This window comes from Streptacidiphilus melanogenes (assembly GCF_000787835.1).
GTDB classification, from domain to species: domain Bacteria; phylum Actinomycetota; class Actinomycetes; order Streptomycetales; family Streptomycetaceae; genus Streptacidiphilus; species Streptacidiphilus melanogenes.
In genome coordinates, this window is the sequence record NZ_BBPP01000001.1 from 80,471 (window position 1) to 101,025 (window position 20,555).

The window sequence follows — 20,555 nt, forward strand, 5'->3', positions numbered from 1 at the left end:
CCCGCCCGCGGCAGTTCACCCCCTAGCGGGACGCCGTTCGAACGGGGCGTCCTCGCCTGCTGGAGCCTCGTCAGGGGCGGGGCGCTGCCCCGCGCCCCTGACGGGTCCGCAGCTGACCGAGCGTCCGCAACCGGACGTCCGCCTCAGTTGTGCGCGTGCAGGTCCGCGTTCAGACCGCCCCAGCTGCCGCTGCGGGCGATGACCTCGACCGCGCCCGACTGGGAGTTGCGGCGGAACAGGAGGTTCGACTGACCGGACAGCTCGACGGCCTTGGCCACGCTGCCGTCGGGGGTGGTGACCCGGGTGCCCGCGGTCACGTAGAGGCCGGCCTCGACGACGCAGTCGTCGCCGAGGGAGATGCCGATACCGGCGTTCGCGCCGAGCAGGCACCGCTGGCCCACCGAGACGACCTGCTTGCCGCCACCGGACAGCGTGCCCATGATCGACGAGCCGCCGCCGATGTCGCTGTGGTCGCCGACGACCACACCGGCCGAGATGCGGCCCTCGACCATGGAGGTGCCGAGCGTCCCGGCGTTGAAGTTGACGAAGCCCTCGTGCATCACGGTGGTGCCCTCGGCCAGGTGCGCGCCGAGGCGGACGCGGTCCGCGTGGGCGATCCGGACGCCGGTGGGGGCGACGTAGTCGGTCATGCGCGGGAACTTGTCGATCCCGTAGACGGCCAGCTGGCCGCCCTCCGCGCGCACCGAGAGGCGCGTCGCCTCGACCTGGGCGACGGGGACGGGGCCGATGCTGGTCCAGGCGACGTTGGCCAGCAGGCCGAAGATCCCGTCCAGGTTCTGGCCGTGCGGCTGGACCAGGCGGTGGCTCAGCAGGTGGAGGCGCAGGTACACGTCGTGGGTGTCCAGCGGCTTGTCGTCGAGCGAGCCGATCACCGTGCGGACCGCGATCACCTCGACCCCCCGGCGCGGGTCCACCCGGAGGGCGGCGGCCGCGCCGCTGCCCAGCTCCGCCTCGGCCTGCTCAGCGGTCAGGCGGACGGACCCGGCCGGGCCGGACTCCTCCGACCCCGCCGCGACCAGCTTCGGCGCGGGGAACCAGGTGTCGAGGACGGTGCCGTCGGCGGCGAGGGTGGCCAGGCCGACGCCGGTGGCGCCGCCCGTGGGAGCGGTGGAGGTGGAGGTCTCAGTAGTCACGCCTGAACGCTAACCAATCGGGCGGACGGATGCCGAACCCGTCCCGCTGGACGGACTGCGTGTCCGCCCTGCGGCGACCGCCGCCGGGGGTGACCGGATCGTTCCGGTGCTCGACCCGATGCGGCCTTATCAAAGAGCATCGTTCGAGGCCAGACTAGGTCTCATGAGTCGCGCACTGATCGTCATCGATGTCCAGGAATCGTTCCGCGCCCGTGCCGAGGGGCCCGAGGGGTGGGCGGGGATCGACAACCCCAAGATCGCCGAGCCGGTCAACCGGCTGGTCCGGCTGGCCCGCCGGCAGGGCGACACCGTCGTCTGGGTCCTGCACGAGGAGCCGGGCACCGGGACCTCGTTCGACCCGGCCAGCGGCCACGTCCGGCTGCTGGACGAGCTGGAGCAGCCGGTCGACGGCGAGATCACCGTCCGCAAGACCAGTCACAACGCGTTCACGACCACCAGCCTGCAGCAGCAGCTGACCGAGCGGGGCGTGACCGAGCTGGTCCTCTGCGGCATCCGCACCGAGCAGTGCGTGGAGACCACCACGCGCGTGGGCAGCGACTTCGGCTACCGCTGCACCTTCGTCACCGACGCCACCACCACCCACCCGATCGGTTCGCTGAGCGCCGCCGCCGTCATCGAGCGCACCGAGGCGGTGCTGCGGGGCCGCTTCGCCGAGATCGCCACCGTCGACGAGCTGGTTGCCGCCGCCGGGTGACGAGCAGGTCACACGGGCCGTGGGGGCCATGGGGGGCCTGGCGGGCGAAGGGGGGCGAAGGGGGGTGACGGGGTTGGGCGATGATGGGCCGGTGACGTGCCGCATCGTCTTCCTCCTGGTGCCAGGGGTCCATCTGCTGGACCTGGCCGGTCCCGCCCAGGTCTTCGGGACCGCGGCGGCCTTCGGCCACCCTTACGAGCTCCACTACGTCGCGGAGCGGGAGTCCGTGCTCAGTGCACAGGGCCTCCCGCTCCAGGCCGGCACGGTCTGGCCGGAGCTCGGGGTGGACGACCTGCTGGTGGTGCCGGGTTGGCACGTGCCGGACGATCCGGACCCCACCCTGCCGCTGCCGCTCGGGCCTGCCTCGCTGGAGGCCTTGCGGGCCCACCACGCGACCGGTGGCACCGTCGCCAGCGTCTGCGCGGGGACGCAGGCGCTGGGCGCCGCCGGACTGCTCGACGGGCGGCGCTGCACGACCCACCACGATCTGCAGGACGAGCTCGCGCGCCGCCACCCGCGGGCCCACGTGGTGCGGGACGTGCTGTTCACCACCGACGACCGGGTGGTGACCTCTGCCGGCATCGCGTCGGGGATCGACCTCGCGCTGCACCTGGTCGCCGGACGGCACGGGCCGGCCGTGGCCGCGCAGGTGGCGCGGGACATGGTGGTCTACGCCCGTCGCAACGGCCACGAGCCGCAGGCGAGCGCGATGCTGCGGCACCGCTCGCATCTCGACGACAGCGTCCACCGGGTGCAGGACCTGATCGACGCCCGGTTCGCCGAGGCGCTGCCGCTGAGCCGCCTGGCCGCGGCGGGCGGGGTCAGCGAGCGGACGCTGACCCGCGCCTTCAGCCGGGCCACCGGCGGGCTGACGCCGCTGCGCTACCAGCAGGCGCTGCGGCTCGAGCGAGCGGAGCACCTGATCAGCCACGGTGCCACTGTCGAGGCGGCGGCCCGCGACGTCGGTTTCGACGACGCCAGGATGCTGCGCCGACTGCGCTCGCGGGGCTGACGGGACCGGCCAACTCCGTTGTTCCCTGTGGAACATGAGTGACATTCAGCTTACTTACAGAGAATTCACAGCTCTCGCTCAGTCCTTTCTCTCGCTCCTCTTGTTGTCACCCCGAATCGGGGTGTGTGATGTGGACTCGTCAGAACTCCCTTCCCCAAACAGGAGGTATGAGGATGTTCCGGATACGACGCGGTGCCACCGCGTCCATCGCCGCCGGGTGTGGCATCGCCTTAGCCGCCCTCTTCGCCGGCGCCCCCTCCGGCGTCGCGGCCCCGCGGTCCGCCACCCCGCAGGCGGCCGCCCCGCAGGTGCACGTGCAGACGGGCGACGTCCGCCTGGTCCGCTCCCACGGGCACGTCTACCGGGTGGAGATCCACGGCCGCCACGGCGTGATCCCGATGCGCGGCGCGCGCGGCGACGCCGTGCGGAAGCAGGTGGGCCGGGCCCCCGCCGACAGCACGTTGATCTACAACGGCGGGCCCGTCCAGCACCAGGTGGGTGTCTACCTGGTCTTCTGGGGCAACCAGTGGGACAGCGACGGCAACGGCGTGCAGCAGTACCAGACCGACCTCTTCAACGGTCTCGGTACGTCGTCGGACAGCTGGTCCACCGTCACCTCGCAGTACACCGACGACAGCGGTCAGGGCCCGTCGTTCGGCGGTCCAGTGCTCGGCGGCACCTGGGTGGACGACTCCGCGCCCGCCCCGGCCAATGCCCAGCAGGCCGACATCGCCGCTGAGGCCGACGCCGCCGCGTCCCACTTCGGCGTCTCCGGTCCGGACGTGCAGATCGTCGTGATGAGCCCGAGCGGCACCTCGCCCGACGGCTTCCCCAACAGCGGCTTCTGCGCCTGGCACGACTACGACGGCACGGTCTCCTACACCAACATGCCCTACGTCCTCGACGCCGGTTCGAGCTGCGGCGCGAACTCGGTGGCGAACCAGCTGGACGGTTTCAGCATCGTCGGCGGCCACGAGTACGCCGAGTCGCTGACCGACCCGCAGCCCTCCAGCGGCTGGGTCGCCTCCGACGGCGAGGAGGACGGCGACCTCTGCGCCTGGCAGAACCTGGGCACGATCTCCCTGCCCACGGGCGACTTCGCCATGCAGCCGACATGGAGCAACGCAGCCGGCGGCTGCGCGATGTCGGGCTGACGCACCACCGCACCGAAGCGCCAGGCGGCGGGTCCTGGACGGCCGACAGCGACCCGCCGCCGATCAGGGCTCAGGCCAGCCGTAGCTCGGCGGCCACCTGGCCGTAGATCATCTCGCCGGTCGGACGGAAGCCCAGGTTCAGATAGAAGTACTCCGGGCCGTGGCGGCCCGGCAGCCACAGCACGCTGACCCGGCGCTCGCCGCGACTGCGGGCCTCGGCGCAGATCGCGGCGACCGCGAACCGGCCGTAACCTCGCCCCTGGTGCTCGGCGGCGATGTTCAGCCGCCAGATCCCGCAGCGGAACGCCTCGACAGGGCTGCGCGGGTCGAAACTGCCCATCACGAAGCCGACCAGTAGATCCCGATCGAAGACAAGCCGTGGCCAGGCGTGGGACCCGTGGACGTAGGCGTCGGCGAGCGACTTCATCACCGGGGCGACGAAGCCGTTCTGCTCCGGGCGGACCACCAGAGCGCAGGCAGCATCGACGTTCGCGGCCGTGACCTGTTCCAGTCGCAGCCAAGGTGAGCAGGGCGTCATGGCGGCACGATACGTACTCGGATGCCCGGGCAGAAGATCTGGGATCCGATCCGTCCCGCCAGAACCCCTCGAGACCCCTTCCAGGGCGAAAGTCCGTGGGCGAAAGTCGAACACCTGGTCATACTCATCCCTGTGTTCCTGACGATCAGCACCACCGGCACCGACCAGCGACCCGCCACCGACCTGGGTTTTCTCCTGCACAAGCACCCGGAGAAAGCCCAGTCCTTCAGCACGGCCCACGGCCTCGCGCACGTCTTCTACCCCGAGGCGACCGCCGAGCGCTGCACGGCCGCGCTGCTGCTGGAGGTCGACCCGATAGCCCTGGTCCGCCGGGGCCGCGGCGCCAAGGGTCGCGGGGGCTCCCCGGACTTCGCGCTCGCCCAGTACGTCAACGACCGCCCCTACGCGGCCTCCTCGCTGCTCGCGGTCGCCATGAGCGCCGTCTTCAAGAGCGCCATGAAGGGCGACTGCAAGAACCGGCCCGAGCTGGCCGCCGTGCCGCAGCCGCTGACGATCGAGCTGCCCGCCGTCCCGGCCAAGGGCGGCGCGGAGCTGGTGCGCCGTCTGTTCGAGCCGCTGGGCTGGCTGGTCGAGGCTGATCCGCTGCCACTGGACCCGGCCTTCCCGGAGTGGGGCGACTCCCGCTACGTGGGGCTGCGCCTGACCGGAACGCTGCGGCTGGCCGAGGCGCTCAGCCAGCTCTACGTGCTGCTGCCGGTTCTGGACGACGCGAAGCACTACTGGGTCGCCCCGGACGAGGTCGACAAGCTGCTCGCCCGTGGTGAGGGCTGGCTGGCCGAGCACCCCGAGCGGCAGCTGATCGTCCGCCGCTACTTCTCCCGCCGCTGGTCGCTCGCACGCACCGCCAACGAGCGGCTGGAGCTGGCCCGTCTGGCCGAGGCCGACGACCGCGAGCCGGAGGAGCTCGACAACGCCGTCCCGGAGGAGACCGCGACTGCGGAGGGCGAGCCGGAGGAGCCGAAGCCGACCCCGTTGGCGGTCCGCCGCCGAGCCGCCATCGTCGAGCGGCTGCGCGAAGCCGGTGCCAAGCGCGTCCTCGACCTCGGCTGCGGCGAGGCGGCTCTGGTCGCCGAGCTGCTGAAGGACCGGACCTTCACCGAGATCGTCGGTGTCGAGGTCTCGGCCCGCGCGCTCGCCATCGCCGCCCGCCGCCTCCGCCTGGACCGGATGAACGAGCGCCAGGCTGCGCGGGTCAAGCTCCTGCAGGGTGCGCTGACCTACACCGACGCGCGCCTGACCGGCTACGACGCGGCCGTCCTCGCCGAGGTGATCGAGCACGTCGACGAGGAGCGCCTGCCGGCGCTCGAGTACGCGGTCTTCGGCGCCGCCCGGCCCGGCGTGGTCGTGGTGACCACGCCCAACGTCGAGTACAACGTGCGCTGGGAGTCGCTGCCCGCCGGTCATGTCCGGCACGGCGACCACCGCTTCGAGTGGGACCGGGCGCAGTTCCGGGCTTGGGCGGAGCGCACCGCCGAGACCTACGGCTACGCCGTCGGCCTCGGTCCCGTCGGCGACGAGGACCCCGAAGTCGGCCCGCCCACCCAGCTCGCCGCCTTCACCCGCACCGACGACACCACGACCCCGAAGGGAGCGTGACCCGATGACCGACACCGAGGCGCGCTCGAAGCGTACGCTCGCCGTCCCCGACCTCTCCCTGGTCGTGCTCGTCGGCACCACCGGCTCGGGCAAGTCCAGCTTCGCCGCCCGGCAGTTCCTGCCGACGCAGGTCGTCTCCTCCGACGTCTGTCGCGGCCTGGTCTCGGACGACCCCAACGACCAGGCGGCCACCGGCGACGCCTTCGACGTGCTCCACTACATCGCCGGCAAGCGCCTGGCCGCGGGCCGGATCACCGTCGTCGACGCGACCAACGTGCAGCAGGAGTCGCGGCGCAAACTGGTCGAGCTGGCGCGGGAGCACGACGTGCTGCCCGTCGCCATCGTGCTGGACCTGCCGCCACAGCTGTGCGCGGAGCGTAACTCCCGCAAGCCGGACCGGGCGCACTTCCCGCCGCGCGTGCTGCAGCGTCAGCAGAGCGAGCTGCGTCGCTCGCTGCGCCACCTGGAGCGCGAGGGCTTCCGCAAGGTGCACGTGCTGCGCAGCGAGGCCGAGGTCGACGCCGCCGAGGTCGTCTACGAGAAGCGGTACAACGACCTCAGGCACCTGACCGGCCCGTTCGACGTCATCGGCGACATCCACGGCTGCCGCTCCGAGCTGGTCACCCTGCTGGGCAGGCTCGGCTACGCGGTGACCTGCGACGCCGACGGCCGCGCGGTCGACGCCGCGCACCCGGACGGCCGCACCGCCGTGTTCGTCGGCGACCTGGTGGACCGCGGCCCGGACACGCCGGGGGTGCTGCGCCTGGTGATGGGCATGGTCGCGGCCGGCCACGCGCTCTGCGTGCCGGGCAACCACGAGAACAAGCTCGGCCGCGCGCTCGCGGGCCGCAAGGTGACGGTCAGCCACGGCCTGAAGGAGTCGCTGGACCAGCTCGCCGCCGAGCCGCCGGAGTTCGTGGCGCAGGTGCGGGAGTTCATCGACGGCCTGGTCAGCCACTACCTCCTGGACGACGGCCGGCTGGTGGTCTGCCACGCGGGCCTGCCCGAGAAGTACCACGGCCGCACCAGCGGCCGGGTGCGCTCGCACGCCCTCTACGGCGACACGACGGGCGAGACCGACGAGTACGGCCTGCCCGTCCGCTACCCGTGGGCGGAGGAGTACCGCGGCCAGGCGCTGGTCGTCTACGGGCACACCCCGACGCCGGTCGCGAGCTTCCTCAACAACACCATCTGCCTGGACACCGGCTGCGTCTTCGGCGGGAAGATGACCGCGCTGCGCTACCCGGAGCGGGAGCTGGTCGAGGTCGACGCCGAGCAGGTCTGGTACGAGCCGGTCCGCCCGCTGATCAGCGACGCGCCCGGCGCGCGAGAGGGCCGTCCGCTGGCGCTGACGGACGTCGCGGGCAAGCGCATCGTGGAGACCCGTCACCACGGCCGGGTCGCCGTCCGCGAGGAGAACGCGGCCGCCGCCCTGGAGGTGATGAGCCGCTTCGCGATCGATCCGCGTCTGCTCGCCTACCTGCCGCCGACCATGGCCCCGGTGGCCACCTCGCAGCGCGAGGGCTACCTCGAGCACCCGGACGAGGCCTTCGCCGCCTACCGGGCGGACGGCGTGCGCCGGGTCGTGTGTGAGGAGAAGCACATGGGCTCGCGCGCGGTCGTCCTGGTCTGCCGGGACGCGGAGGGCTCGGCCGGGGAGAAGCGCTTCGGCGTGCCGACCGGCGGCCAGATCTGGACCCGCACCGGCCGGGCCTTCCTCGACGACGTCACCGTGCCTGGCGTCCCCGTCGAGCACGGCGAGCACGGCGAGCACGGCGAGCCCGGCGGGCACGGCAGCCACGGCGCGGTGACGCGCGCGGTGCTGGACCGGCTGCGCGCCGCGGCGGAGTCCGCCGGGCTCTTCGCGGAGCTGGACAGCGACTGGCTGCTGCTCGACACCGAGCTGTTGCCGTGGTCGCTGAAGGCCGAGGGCCTGCTGCGCCGTCAGTACGCGGCGGTCGGCGCCGCCTCCGGCGCGGCGCTCGGCGCGGCCCGGGCCGCGCTCGCGGCGGCGTCCCGGCGCGGGGTCGACGGCCTCGACGTCGCCGAGCTGTCCGAGCGGCAGGCGGCGCGGGCCGCGGACGCCGCCGCGTTCACCGAGGCGTACCGGCGCTACTGCTGGACCGTCGAGGGGCTGGACTCGGTGCGGCTCGCGCCGTTCCAGCTGCTCGCGGCCGAGGGCGCGAACCTGGCCGTGCTCCCGCACGACCGGCACCTCGCCTGGATCGACCGCCTCGTCGACGCGGACGTCTCGCCGTTGCTCCGTCCGACGCGGCGGCTCGTCGTCGACACCGAGGACCCGGAGTCCTGCGCGGCCGGCGCGGCCTGGTGGGAGGAGCTGACCGCGCGCGGCGGGGAGGGCATGGTCGTCAAGCCGATGGCCTCGCTGGTCCGCTCGGAGGCCGGGGGCGGCCGGCTGGTCCAGCGGGGCGTGAAGGTCCGCGGCCGCGAGTACCTGCGGATCATCTACGGCCCCGACTACACCCGCCCGGAGCACCTGACCCGCCTGCGCTCCCGCGCCCTCGGCCACAAGCGCTCGCTCGCGCTGCGCGAGTACGCGCTCGGCGTCGAGGCCCTGGACCGCCTGGCGGCGGGCGAGCCGCTGTGGCGCGTGCACGAGGCGGTCTTCGCGGTCCTGGCCCTGGAGTCGGAACCGGTCGACCCCCGGTTGTAGGCGCAGTCCCGGGGGCGTGGGGCGATCCTTCTCGGGCGGTCGGAGCTCACCGCACCGACCGCTGCGGGAGGATGGCCCCACGCCCGCGGGAGTTGCCGCCGAACCCGTCACGGAACACGGAAAGCAGCAGGGAACAGCTCATGACCTACCGCATCCACCGCGTCCAGCCCGAGGACTGGCAGCGCGTCCGCGACATCCGCCTGCGGATGACCAAGGACACGCCCATGGCGTACCTGGAGTCCCACCAGACCGTGCTGGACCACGCCGAGGACTTGTGGCGGTTCCGTGCCGCGCGCAGCACGCAGCCCGGGAACACCGGCTACGCCGCCGTCCTGGAGGAGACCGGGGAGTGGGTCGGCGTCATGAACGCCTACGTTCCTGCCGCGGACCCCGGGCAGGCGCCGGAACGGGCATGGCTGGTGGGCGTCTGGGTGGACCCGGCCCACCGTGGCCCGGGTGTCGGCCTCACGGACGCGCTGCTGGACACCTGCATCGCCTGGGCCAGGGACGAGGCCGGCGCTCCGGCGCTGTACCTGGAGGTGCACGAGCGCAACGCGCGCGCCATCCACTTCTACCGGCGTCGCGGCTTCCTGCCGACCGGCCACACCCAGCCGTACGACCTCGACCCGGAGACCATGGAGCTGGAGATGAAGCTTCCGCTCGGCACTGCATAACCATCCACTCCTATGCACGTATATGCTGGACGTCAGTCGTCACCGATCCCCGTGGCGCCTCCGTCCGCCCACGTCTGCCAGGAGCCCGGCATGGCCTTCAATCTGCGCAACCGGCACTTCCTCAAGGAGTCGGACTTCACCGCCCAGGAGTTCCGCTTCCTGGTCGACCTGTCGGCCCAGCTCAAGGCAGCCAAGTACGCGGGGACGGAACAGCCGCGCCTGCGCGGCAGGAACATCGCGCTGATCTTCGAGAAGGGCTCCACCCGCACCCGCTGCGCGTTCGAGGTCGCGGCGGCGGACCAGGGCGCGCACACCGTCTACCTGGACCCGTCCGGCTCGCACCTCGGCAGCAAGGAGTCCGTGAAGGACAGCGCCCGGGTGCTGGGCCGGATGTTCGACGCCATCGAGTACCGCGGCCATGGCCAGGAGATCGTCGACGAGCTGGCGCGCCACGCCGGCGTCCCGGTCTGGAACGGCCTCACCGACGAGTGGCACCCCACCCAGATGCTGGCGGACGTGCTGACCATCCAGGAGCACAGCACCAAGCCGCTGGGCGAGGTCTCCCTCGCCTACCTCGGCGACGCCCGCAACAACATGGGCAACTCCCTCCTCGTCACCGGCGCCCTCCTCGGCATGGACATCCGCATCGTCGCGCCGAAGGCGCTCTGGCCCACCGACGAGGTCCAGTCCGAGGCCCGCCGCCTCGCCGCGGACAGCGGCGCGCGCATCACCCTCACCGACGACGTCTCGGCCGGCGTCGCGGGCGTCGACTTCCTCTACACCGACGTCTGGGTCTCCATGGGCGAACCCAAGGAGGTCTGGGCCGAGCGCATCGCCCTGCTCGCCCCGTACCAGGTCTCCATGGACACCGCCCGCGCCACCGGCAACCCCGACGTCAAGTTCCTCCACTGCCTCCCGGCCTTCCACGACCTCGGCACCGAGGTCGGCCGCCAGATGCACGTGGCCACAGGCATGTCCGAACTCGAGTGCACGGACGAACTCTTCGAGTCCAAGCACTCCATCGTCTTCGACCAGGCGGAGAACCGCCTCCACACCATCAAGGCCGTCATGGTCGCGACGCTGGGCGACTGACGCCTTCGCGCGCTCACGCCGTGCCGAGGTCGCCTTCGAGGACGGTCTCGGTGATCGGCGGCCGGGTCCCACAAGGCGAGGATCTCGTTCGCCAGGACGTCGTACAGACGCAGCACGAGCCGGTCCCCCGGGGAGACCTCCGCCACGAAGGAGACGCTGTCGGTCCCGGACGCCGCGAGTGCGGCGCGCACCCGGTTGACCCCTTCGTGCTCGTCCCGGCTGTCCGCAGCCGGCTGTGCGCTTCCGAGCTGCGGGAGGTGCGGCGCGGTGCGGAGGCTCCACCTGTGCGAGCCGGTTCGTCCCGTCAGGCGCCCGCCGGGTGCGGCCGGCGCCTCCGCATTGGTCTCCCGAAGGATCCTCAGCAGCGGTTCCCGGGTGCCGAAGGCGTGGAGGGCGGAGGCGTCGCGGACGCGGTGTGCGTCAGTCACGCCGCAGACGCCAGCGCTCCGCACTGACGCCCGAGCCGCCGCTAGGCCGTAGCCTCTCGCGCCCGGTTGCCGAGGGTGCGGAGCTGGTCGACAAGCGCTGGGGGCGACTGGACGGTGAAGGGCAGGTCGAGCATCAGCAGCCGGACCGCCATCCAGTCGAGGCGGTCTGCGTCGGCGCTCCAGCGGGCGCGGCCGTCGGGCAGTTGGGTGACCTCGCCCGGGGCTTGGCCGAGCTTCGAGCGGAGCAGGTCCGGGTCCGCGTCGAAGTCGACCACCACCGGGGAGGACGGCCACATCCGGCGCAGCTTGTCCTGGACGAAGGCCGCCGCGTCCGAGGCGGGCAGCTCTCGGGCGGTCGAGCGGGCGCCCGTCGCGGTCGGAGTGAGGAGGCGGTCCACGCGGAAGAGGCGCCAGTCGTCGCGGTCCAGGTCCCAGGCGACCAGGTACCAGCGGCGTCCGGTCGCCACCAGGCGCTGCGGTTCGACGTGGCGGCGCGTCTCCGCGCCGTCCGCCGCGCGGTAGGAGAAGCGGACGCGTTCGTGGTTGGTGATCGCGCCCGCGATCACCGTCAGCACGGCCGGTTCGACCCGAGGGCCGCCGCCCGTCATGGTGACCACGGCGGCGCCCAGCGCGCCCACGCGGTAGCGCAGGCGTGAGGGCAGGACCTGCTCCAGTTTCGTCAGCGCGCGCAGGGACGCGTCCTCGATGCCGTCGACCGCGCTGCCCGCTGCCGCGCGCAGGCCGACCGCGATGGCGACGGCCTCCTCGTCGTCGAGCAGCAGCGGCGGCAGCGCGCGGCCCGCGACCAGCCGGTAGCCGCCGACGGAGCCCATGGTGGCCTCGACCGGATAGCCGAGGTCCCGCAGGCGGTCGACGTCGCGGCGAATGGTACGGGTGCTGACCTCGAGCCGGTCGGCGAGCTCCGTGCCCGACCACTCCCGCGGTGTCTGCAGCAAGGAGAGCAGATTCAACAGTCGTGCCGAGGTGTCCATCATGTTTTCCAGAGTCCGCGACCACTAGGACAAGACCTGTCCTATATCCCGCATAGCTTAGGTCCTGTCAACGCGAGAACAGCAGGCAGCAGGCAGCAGGCAGCTGCAAGTGGCAGGCAAGCGGCAGGGGAGAAGAACAGATGAGCACCACGGATCGCAGGCGGTGGATCGCCCTCGCCGTCGTCATGACGGCCAGTTTCATGGACCTGGTGGACGCGACGATCGTCAACATCGCCATTCCGAGCATCCAGCGCGACACCGGCGCCGGCTTCAGCGCGATCCAGTGGATCACGGCCGGCTACGCGCTCGCCTTCGCGGTCGGTCTGATCACCGGCGGTCGTCTCGGTGACATCTACGGCCGCAAGCGCGTCTTCCTGATCGGTACCGCCGGCTTCACCGCCGCCTCCCTCCTGTGCGGCCTGGCCGCCAACCCGGAGATGCTGGTCGCCACGCGCATGCTGCAGGGCGCGACCGCCGCGCTGATGGTGCCGCAGGTGCTCTCGATCATCCACGCGACGTTCAGCGGCGAGGAGCGCGGCAAGGTCTTCGGGATGTTCGGCGCGATCATCGGCCTCGCCGCCGTCACCGGCCCGCTGCTCGGCGCGGTGCTGACGACGTGGAACCTGTTCGGTCTCGAGTGGCGGCCGATCTTCCTGATCAACCTGCCCTTCGGCATCGCGGGCCTGCTCCTCGGCCGCCGCTTCATCGACGAGTCGAAGGCGCCGCACGCGCTGAAGCTGGACCTGACCGGGGTCGCCCTGGCCACCGCCGGTCTGCTGATGGTGATGTACCCGCTGGTCCAGGGCCGGGAGAACGGCTGGCCGGTGTGGGGCTGGGCGCTGATGGCGGCCGGTCTCGCGACGCTCGGCGGCTTCGTCCGGTGCGAGCGGTTCAAGGGCGCCAAGGACGGCTCGCCGCTGGTCGAGCTGAGCCTGTTCAGGGCGCGCAGCTTCGCTGCCGGAGTCGGCGTCCAGCTGGTCTTCGGCGCCGGGATGGGCATCTTCTTCCTGGTCTGGACGCTGTACATGCAGATCGGCCTCGGCTGGACCCCGCTGCACGCAGGGCTCACCGGCCTTCCGTTCACCGTCGCCTGCTCCGCCGCCGCCGGGATGTCGGTCCAGCTGCTGGTGCCGCGCCTGGGCAGCCGCAGGGTGCTCCAGCTCGGCGCGCTGACCACCGCCGCGGGCGCGCTCCTCTACATCGGCGAGGCCTACCGCTACGGCCAGGGCATCCACTCCTGGCAGATGGCGCTGCCGCTGCTGGTCATGGGCGCCGGGATGGGCATGATCTTCTCGCCGCTGACGGACGCGGTCCTGTCCGAGGTCCCGAAGCAGCACGCGGGTTCGGCGTCGGGGCTGATCAACACCACCAACCAGCTCGGCAACGCCTTCGGTCTGGCTCTGGTCTCCGTCGCCTTCACCGGTTCGACGGTGGTCCGCTCCTTCGGTCACGCGATGTTCTGGATGGTCGGCGCGCTGGCCGTGGTCACCGTCCTGATGGCCGCCCTGCCGAAGCGCGGCGCGCACGCCGCCGAGGCCGGTGCCGACGCAGCGGCAGACTCCGCCGACCAGCGGGTTCTCGTCGGCTGACACCCCTTTCCGCACCGGGCGGCCGGGCTGTGCGCGACACGTCGCGGACAGCCCGGCCGCCCGGTTTCGCACGATGACCCGGCGTGTATTAGGGTGGTATCTCGACATCAAGATATCTGCCGCTACACTCGACTTGGATCGCGTGAGCAGCGCGCCCGGAAGACCCAGAACACAGGGAGAAGTCGTGTCCGCGAACAGCTTCGACGCCCGCAGCACGCTGCAGGTGGGCGACGAGTCGTACGAGATCTTCAAGCTCGACAAGGTCGAGGGCGCCGCCCGCCTTCCCTACAGCCTGAAGATCCTGCTGGAGAACCTGCTCCGCACCGAGGACGGCGCGAACATCACCGCCGACCACATCCGGGCGCTCGGCGGCTGGGACCCGAACGCGGAGCCCAGCGAGGAGATCCAGTTCACCCCCGCCCGCGTGATCATGCAGGACTTCACCGGCGTGCCCTGTGTCGTCGACCTGGCCACCATGCGTGAGGCCGTCAAGGAGCTCGGCGGCGACCCCTCCCGGATCAACCCGCTGGCCCCGGCCGAGATGGTCATCGACCACTCGGTCATCGCCGACAAGTTCGGCACCAAGGACGCGTTCACCCAGAACGTCGAGATCGAGTACGGCCGCAACAAGGAGCGCTACCAGTTCCTGCGCTGGGGCCAGACCGCGTTCGACGAGTTCAAGGTCGTCCCGCCGGGCACCGGCATCGTGCACCAGGTCAACATCGAGTACCTGGCCCGCACCGTCATGGTCCGCAACGGCCAGGCCTACCCCGACACCTGCGTCGGCACCGACTCGCACACCACCATGGTCAACGGCCTGGGCGTGCTGGGCTGGGGCGTCGGCGGCATCGAGGCCGAGGCGGCCATGCTGGGCCAGCCGGTCTCCATGCTGATCCCGCGCGTGGTCGGCTTCAAGCTCACCGGCGCGCTGCCGGACGGCGCCACCGCCACCGACCTGGTGCTCACCATCACCGAGATGCTGCGCAAGCACGGCGTCGTCGGCAAGTTCGTCGAGTTCTACGGTGACGGCGTCGGCTCCGTGCCGCTGGCCAACCGTGCCACCCTCGGCAACATGTCGCCGGAGTTCGGCTCGACCTGCGCGATCTTCCCGATCGACGGCGAGACCATCAACTACCTGCGCCTGACCGGCCGCAGCGAGCAGCAGCTGGCGCTCGTCGAGGCCTACGCCAAGGAGCAGGGCCTCTGGCACAACCCGGCGCAGGAGCCGGTCTACTCCGAGTACCTGGAGCTGGACCTGGCCACCGTCGTGCCGTCGATCGCCGGCCCGAAGCGCCCGCAGGACCGCGTGATCCTGGCCGAGGCGGCCACCAAGTTCCGCTCTGCCGTGCGTGACTACATCACCACCTCGGACGAGGCGGGCGAGGAGTCCTTCCCGGCCTCCGACGCCCCGGCCGCCGCCAACGGCATCCACAACCCCTCCGTGGTCACCGCCCCCGACGGCTCGACCTACGAGATCGACAACGGCGCGGTCGTGATCGCCTCGATCACCTCCTGCACCAACACCTCCAACCCCTCGGTCATGCTGGGCGCCGCCCTGCTGGCCAAGAAGGCCGTGGAGAAGGGCCTGACCGTCAAGCCGTGGGTCAAGACCACGCTGGCGCCGGGCTCCAAGGTCGTCATGGACTACTACGAGAAGGCCGGCCTGCTCCCGTACATGGAGAAGCTGGGCTTCAACCTGGTCGGCTACGGCTGCGTCACCTGCATCGGCAACTCGGGCCCGCTGCCCGAGGAGGTCTCCAAGACCGTCAACGACCACGACCTGGCCGTCGTGTCGGTGCTCTCCGGCAACCGCAACTTCGAGGGCCGGATCAACCCCGACGTCAAGATGAACTACCTGGCCTCGCCGCCGCTGGTGGTCGCCTACGCCATCGCGGGCAACATGAACGTCGACATCACCCGCGACGCGCTGGGCGCCGACGCCGAGGGCAACCCGGTCTACCTGCACGACATCTGGCCGACCGAGCAGGAGGTCGCGGACGTCATCGCGACCTCGATCGACCAGGACATGTTCACCAAGGACTACGCGGACGTCTTCGCGGGCGACCACCGCTGGCAGTCCCTGCAGGTGCCGACCGGCAACACCTTCGAGTGGGACGCCGAGTCCACCTACGTCCGCAAGCCCCCGTACTTCGAGGGCATGGCGCACGAGCCGGCTCCGGTCACCGACATCGCCGGCGCCCGTGTCCTGGCCAAGCTGGGCGACTCGGTCACCACCGACCACATCTCCCCGGCCGGCAACATCAAGGACGGCACCCCGGCGGCCGAGTACCTCAAGGCCAACGGCGTCGAGAAGCGTGACTTCAACTCCTACGGCTCGCGCCGTGGCAACCACGAGGTCATGATCCGCGGCACCTTCGCCAACATCCGCCTGCGCAACCAGATCGCGCCGGGCACCGAGGGCGGCTACACCCGCGACTTCACCCAGGCCGACGGCCCGGTGTCGTTCATCTACGACGCCTCGCAGAACTACCAGGCCGCCGGCACCCCGCTGGTCGTCCTGGCCGGCAAGGAGTACGGCTCCGGCTCGTCCCGCGACTGGGCGGCCAAGGGCACCGCGCTGCTCGGCGTCAAGGCGGTCATCGCCGAGTCCTACGAGCGCATCCACCGCTCGAACCTGATCGGCATGGGCGTGCTGCCGCTCCAGTTCCCGGAGGGCCACACGGCCGACTCCCTCGGCCTCACCGGCGAGGAGACCTTCTCCTTCGCGGGCGTCACCGAGCTGAACGAGGGACGCACCCCGAAGACCGTCAAGGTCACCACGGACTCCGGCGTCTCCTTCGACGCCAAGGTCCGGATCGACACCCCCGGCGAGGCGGACTACTACCGCAACGGCGGCATCCTGCAGTACGTGCTGCGCTCGCTGATCAAGTAAGCGCGCGCCGCCGCATCCGCGCGAACGGCCCTGCTCCCCTCGGGAGCAGGGCCGTTCGGCGTTTTCCTGACAGGGCGTTGACTGGCCTAACCCCAGATGTAACCCTGTATGGGGTTAGGCCATAGCGAACGTCTCCCGGAGGCACGCATGCCCAAGATCAACGTCTATCTGCCCGACGACCTCGCCGCCGCGGTGAAGGCCGCCGAGATCCCCGTCTCGGCCGTGTGCCAGAAGGCACTGGCCGACGCCGTCCAGGCGGTGACGCTCGCCCGCAAGGGCGTCGCCCTGCTGCGCGACCCGGGCTTCGACCCGGACGCCCGTCCGGAACTGGCCGCGCGTCTCGCCGGTCGGATGACGGACCGGCTCAAGGCGTCGGTCGAGCTTGCCCACCAGGCCGCGGGGGAGGGGCCGGTCGGCACGCGGCACCTGCTCGTCGGCTTGATCGACGAGGGCGGCAACCTCGGGGTCCGGCTGCTGCCCGCGCTCGGCGAGGAGCCCGACGCGCTGCGCGAGGCCGCGCTGGCGAGCACCGCGGAGGAGCCGCTGCCGAACGCGACCGGGGCGGCGGGCGCGGCGGGCGGCTTCTGGACGGGCCTCACCATGCCCGCCCGCAGCGCGATCGGCGCCGCGCTGGAGGCGGCGCTCGACCTCGGCCACAACTACATCGGCTGCGAGCACCTCCTGCTCGGCCTGCTCGCCGAGGAGCAGAGCGGCGCGGGCCACCTCCTCGCCGCCGCCGGCCTGGATGCCGCCGCGGTCCGCCGCGCGATCACCACCGCGATGGCCGGCTTCGCCCAGGCTCGCCAGAACACGACCCCGCCCGGCACCGAATCCCTGCTGCGCCAGCTCGCCCAGCGCCTCGATGGCATCGAACACCGCCTCGGTGCGGCGGGCCTCTGAGCGACGTGCATGATCTAGCAGGGCGAAAAAATCGAAAATCTGTTCCTATACTGGTGGAGTGAACACCTCGCCCGTCCCTCCCGGCTGGCCGGAGCGCGTGCAGCCCCCTGGCAGCCCCGGCTGGGAGGAGTCTGCGCGCAGGTGGCTCTACGACCAGGTGCCGGGCGAGTGGCGGCGGTACCACGTGCTCTACAAGCACCCGCTGATGCTCGCCCGGGACGTCCGCTACCTCACCGACGGCTCGCTCCAGGTCGCCCGCACCGCCTACTCGCGTGCCCGGGTGGAGCTCGCCGACCACTTCGAGCCCCATGCCATCGAGGAGCGCCTCCGCGCCTACGCGGAGGAGGGCGCCAGGCTCAGCGTCCTGGCCCGCCAGGTGCAGTTGGTCGAGGACGCCCTCTCGGGCGTGCGATGGGTGCCCAAGCTCTGACGGTGGAGCGCGCAGACGCTTGTTCTCTTGTGTGCGCGGTGGTACCCATGCCGAGGACTGACGCATCGTCAGTTGTCGGACGCCGGAAGGGACAAGCCCGTGACGGTCACCACGCTGCGCTTCAACCAGGTCGCGCCCGGCCTGGACCGCAAGGATGTCGCCGCCCGCTATCGCGCCACCGTCGAGATGGCCGCGCACGCCGAGGCGAACGGCTTCGACCTGATCACCCTGGAGGAGCACCACGGCGTCGTCGACGGCTGGAGCCCGGCGCCCATCGCGACCGCGGCGGCGATCGCGGGGGCCACCAGCCGCATCCCGATGATGCTGTGCGCGCTGATCACGCCGCTGTACGACCCACTGCGGCTGGCCGAGGAGCTCACCGTGCTGGACCACCTCAGCGACGGGCGGGTCACCACCGTCGCGGGGCTCGGCTACCGGCCGGCCGAGTACGAGCTGATGGGCGTCGCGTGGAAGGAGCGCGGTCGGATCCAGGACGAGGTGCTGGCCGCGCTGGTGGCGGCCTGGACGGGGGAGGAGTTCGAGTACCGCGGGCGCACGGTGCGGCTCACCCCGCCGCCGCTGACCGCGCCGCATCCGCCGCTGATCGTCGGCGGCTCGTCCAAGGCCGCCGCCCGGCGCGCGGTCCGGCTGCGGCTGCCGCTGTTCACCGCCGCCTACCTGCCCGAACTGGTCGAGTACTACGAGTCGTTGGCTGCGGCGGCAGACTGGCACGAGGGCTTCGTCCTGCTGCCGCCGGAGCGCACCCGGATGATCCACTGCACCGAGGACCCCGACCGCGCCTGGGCGCGGTACGGCGAGCACTTCCTCCACGAGGCCAGCACCTACGCCTCCTGGCAGACGCCCGACATCCGCTCGGCCGTGGCCACACGGGCACTGACGGTCGACCAGCTCCGCGCGGAGGGCGTCTACTGCTGCCTGACCCCGCAGGAGTGCGTGGCGGTCGCCGAGGCGGAGGGTCCGATGGGCACCCTGCTGCTGCACCCGATGTGCGGCGGCATGCCGGTGGAGGCGGGCTGGGAGAGCCTGCGCCTCTTCACGGACGAAGTGATGCCGCGGATCCGCCCCTGAGCATCGCGCCCGACTGCTTCACGCCTCAGTCCGGGGCGGTCAGGTAGCCCCGCAGGAGCTTCTTGCACTCGGCGATGAGCACCGGGTCGCCCTCGGCGTCCTGGCGGAAGGCGAGGCGCAGGACCGCGTCCGCGCACTCCAGTGCGACCTGCAGGGAGATGCGGGCGGCCGCGCGGTCCTCGCCGCCGATGAGATCGCCGAGGAGGGCCCAGAGCCGGTCGGCGACCGCCGCGTTGTTCTCCAGTACCGAATCGAGCAGGTGGACGCTCTGCGCGTCCTCGCGGCCGACCGCCCCGAAGTCAACGACGCCGAAGCCGGGCACGGCGCGGTGCATGGCGACGTACTCCTCCACCGCGAGGTCGACCATGGTCGCGATGTCGGAGGGCCGCTCCGCCTCCATGCGCCGGGTGAGCCGGTCCATGAAGTGTTCGAGGTTGCGCTCGGCGAGCGCGCCCAGCAGTCCGTCGATTCCGGGGAAGAACTGGTAGAGCGTGCCGATCGGCACCTCCGCGCGACGGGCGACCTCCTTGGTGGTCAGCGCGGTGTAGCCGACCTCGTCGAGCAGGCGCGCGGTGGCATCGAGGATGCGGTCGAAGCGCTCCTGACTGCGTCGCTGCACGGGCCGACGACGGACGCTGCCTTCGGATGGCGCGGGAACGTGCATGGCCTCACTCTGCCTGATCGAGTGCGGCCTTGGCGAGCCACTAACGTGAGTTCTTCTCACGTTCCTTTGGGGGTTGCCGCGTAGTCGTGGAAGCCGCGGCCGGACTTGCGGCCCAGCAGGCCTGCCTGCACCATCCGCGCCAGCAGCGGCGGTGCCGAGTGCAGCGGCTCCTTGTACTCCGCGTACATCGACTCGGCGATCGCCTGCACGGTGTCCAGCCCGATCAGGTCGGCGAGTGCCAACGGACCCAGCGGGTGTGCGCAGCCCTGCACCATGCCCTGGTCGATGTCCTCGGCCGAGGCGAAGCCGGACTCCAGCATCCGGATCGCGGAGAGCAGATAGGGCACCAGCAGCGCGTTGACGACGAAGCCCGCCCGGTCGCCGGAGCGGATCACGTGTTTGGCCAGGACACCGGTGACGAACGCCTCGGCGCGCTGCGCGGTCCGCTCGGAGGTGAGGAGCGAGGGAACGAGCTCGACCAGCGGCAGGACCGGCACCGGGTTGAAGAAGTGGATGCCGATGACCTGGCCCGGTCGTGAGGTCGCCGTCGCGAGCTTGACCATGGGGATCGAGGAGCTGTTGGAGGCGAGGATCGCGTCCGGGTCCTCGACGGCCCGGTCCAGCCGCGCGAAGACCTCGGTCTTGATCCGCTCGGACTCGGCGACCGCCTCCACCACCAGCTCCCGGTCGGCGAAGTCGGACAGGTCGGTGGTCCAGCGCAGGCGGCCGAGGGCCTTCTCGCGCTCCGGCTCGCTCAGCCGGCCGCCGCGGACTGCGCGGGCGAGCGAGTGCTCGACGCGTCCGCGCCCGGCGGCCAGCGCGTCCGCGTCGATCTCGCCGACCAGGACGTCGAGTCCGGCGCGGGCGCAGACCTCGGCCACGCCGGAGCCCATCAGTCCGGCGCCGACGACTCCGACGCGGTGGACGGGCTGGTTCATCT

The 20,555-nt window shown here is 71.6% G+C and carries 17 protein-coding genes; 12 read left to right on the forward strand and 5 right to left on the reverse strand.

Annotation, left to right across the window (positions count from 1 at the left end; all coding sequences use genetic code 11):
• Window positions 1–143: 143 nt before the first annotated feature.
• On the reverse strand, window positions 144–1,154 hold the full coding sequence (gene dapD / locus TR49_RS00365) for a 2,3,4,5-tetrahydropyridine-2,6-dicarboxylate N-succinyltransferase (protein WP_042375890.1): 1,011 nt from the start codon (window positions 1,152–1,154) through the stop codon (window positions 144–146).
• A 163-nt stretch (window positions 1,155–1,317) separates the two neighbouring features.
• On the opposite strand from dapD, the gene TR49_RS00370 reads away from it, so the two are divergent.
• From TR49_RS00370 to TR49_RS39520, 3 genes are all read left to right on the forward strand, one after another.
• Window positions 1,318–1,869 carry a cysteine hydrolase family protein gene (locus TR49_RS00370; RefSeq protein ID WP_042375893.1) on the forward strand — a complete coding sequence of 184 codons (552 nt, stop codon included), beginning with the start codon at window positions 1,318–1,320 and terminating at the stop codon, window positions 1,867–1,869.
• 91 nt (window positions 1,870–1,960) lie between these two features.
• Window positions 1,961–2,881, forward strand: coding sequence for a GlxA family transcriptional regulator (locus TR49_RS00375; RefSeq protein ID WP_042375894.1), 921 nt, complete (start codon window positions 1,961–1,963; stop codon window positions 2,879–2,881).
• Window positions 2,882–3,054: 173 nt separating this feature from the next.
• Complete coding sequence (locus TR49_RS39520) at window positions 3,055–4,035, forward strand: hypothetical protein (RefSeq protein WP_052433815.1); 981 nt, start codon at window positions 3,055–3,057, stop codon at window positions 4,033–4,035.
• 70 nt (window positions 4,036–4,105) lie between these two features.
• On the opposite strand, the gene TR49_RS00385 is transcribed toward TR49_RS39520, so the two are convergent.
• Entirely contained in the window at window positions 4,106–4,573 is a 468-nt protein-coding gene (locus TR49_RS00385) for a GNAT family N-acetyltransferase (protein ID WP_042375895.1), read from the reverse strand.
• Between the two features lie 132 nt (window positions 4,574–4,705).
• On the opposite strand from TR49_RS00385, the gene TR49_RS00390 reads away from it, so the two are divergent.
• The 4 genes from TR49_RS00390 (at window position 4,706) to argF (ending at window position 10,630) form a co-directional block, all read left to right on the forward strand.
• On the forward strand, window positions 4,706–6,190 hold the full coding sequence (locus TR49_RS00390) for a 3' terminal RNA ribose 2'-O-methyltransferase Hen1 (RefSeq protein ID WP_042375896.1): 1,485 nt from the start codon (window positions 4,706–4,708) through the stop codon (window positions 6,188–6,190).
• Between the two features lie 4 nt (window positions 6,191–6,194).
• The gene (locus TR49_RS00395; protein ID WP_042375897.1) at window positions 6,195–8,864 is read left to right on the forward strand and encodes a polynucleotide kinase-phosphatase; all 2,670 of its coding nucleotides are present in this window, start codon (window positions 6,195–6,197) and stop codon (window positions 8,862–8,864) included.
• A 140-nt stretch (window positions 8,865–9,004) separates the two neighbouring features.
• Window positions 9,005–9,538, forward strand: a complete 534-nt coding sequence (locus TR49_RS00400) for a GNAT family N-acetyltransferase (protein WP_042375899.1) — start codon at window positions 9,005–9,007, stop codon at window positions 9,536–9,538.
• Between the two features lie 90 nt (window positions 9,539–9,628).
• On the forward strand, window positions 9,629–10,630 hold the full coding sequence (argF, locus tag TR49_RS00405; protein WP_042375906.1) for an ornithine carbamoyltransferase: 1,002 nt from the start codon (window positions 9,629–9,631) through the stop codon (window positions 10,628–10,630).
• A 469-nt stretch (window positions 10,631–11,099) separates the two neighbouring features.
• Here argF and TR49_RS00410 read toward each other — a convergent pair whose 3' ends face one another.
• Window positions 11,100–12,053 carry a helix-turn-helix transcriptional regulator gene (locus tag TR49_RS00410; protein WP_042375908.1) on the reverse strand — a complete coding sequence of 318 codons (954 nt, stop codon included), beginning with the start codon at window positions 12,051–12,053 and terminating at the stop codon, window positions 11,100–11,102.
• 137 nt (window positions 12,054–12,190) lie between these two features.
• Between TR49_RS00410 and TR49_RS00415 the strand changes: the two genes are divergently transcribed.
• The 5 genes from TR49_RS00415 (at window position 12,191) to TR49_RS00435 (ending at window position 18,951) form a co-directional block, all read left to right on the forward strand.
• The gene (locus TR49_RS00415; RefSeq protein WP_042375909.1) at window positions 12,191–13,639 is read left to right on the forward strand and encodes an MFS transporter; all 1,449 of its coding nucleotides are present in this window, start codon (window positions 12,191–12,193) and stop codon (window positions 13,637–13,639) included.
• Between the two features lie 184 nt (window positions 13,640–13,823).
• Window positions 13,824–16,532 (forward strand): aconitate hydratase AcnA, encoded by a 2,709-nt coding sequence (gene acnA / locus TR49_RS00420; protein WP_042375911.1) that lies wholly within the window; start codon window positions 13,824–13,826, stop codon window positions 16,530–16,532.
• A gap of 147 nt (window positions 16,533–16,679) precedes the next feature.
• The gene (locus TR49_RS00425; protein WP_042375913.1) at window positions 16,680–17,432 is read left to right on the forward strand and encodes a Clp protease N-terminal domain-containing protein; all 753 of its coding nucleotides are present in this window, start codon (window positions 16,680–16,682) and stop codon (window positions 17,430–17,432) included.
• Window positions 17,433–17,490: 58 nt separating this feature from the next.
• The gene (locus TR49_RS00430) at window positions 17,491–17,862 is read left to right on the forward strand and encodes a hypothetical protein (protein ID WP_042375914.1); all 372 of its coding nucleotides are present in this window, start codon (window positions 17,491–17,493) and stop codon (window positions 17,860–17,862) included.
• A gap of 99 nt (window positions 17,863–17,961) precedes the next feature.
• On the forward strand, window positions 17,962–18,951 hold the full coding sequence (locus TR49_RS00435) for an LLM class flavin-dependent oxidoreductase (protein WP_042375915.1): 990 nt from the start codon (window positions 17,962–17,964) through the stop codon (window positions 18,949–18,951).
• Window positions 18,952–18,976: 25 nt separating this feature from the next.
• Here the strand turns inward: TR49_RS00435 and TR49_RS00440 are convergent, their stop codons facing one another.
• Window positions 18,977–19,570, reverse strand: a complete 594-nt coding sequence (locus TR49_RS00440; RefSeq protein WP_369405285.1) for a TetR/AcrR family transcriptional regulator — start codon at window positions 19,568–19,570, stop codon at window positions 18,977–18,979.
• Window positions 19,571–19,671: 101 nt separating this feature from the next.
• The gene (locus TR49_RS00445) at window positions 19,672–20,553 is read right to left on the reverse strand and encodes a 3-hydroxybutyryl-CoA dehydrogenase (RefSeq protein WP_152626997.1); all 882 of its coding nucleotides are present in this window, start codon (window positions 20,551–20,553) and stop codon (window positions 19,672–19,674) included.
• Window positions 20,554–20,555 lie beyond the last annotated feature (2 nt).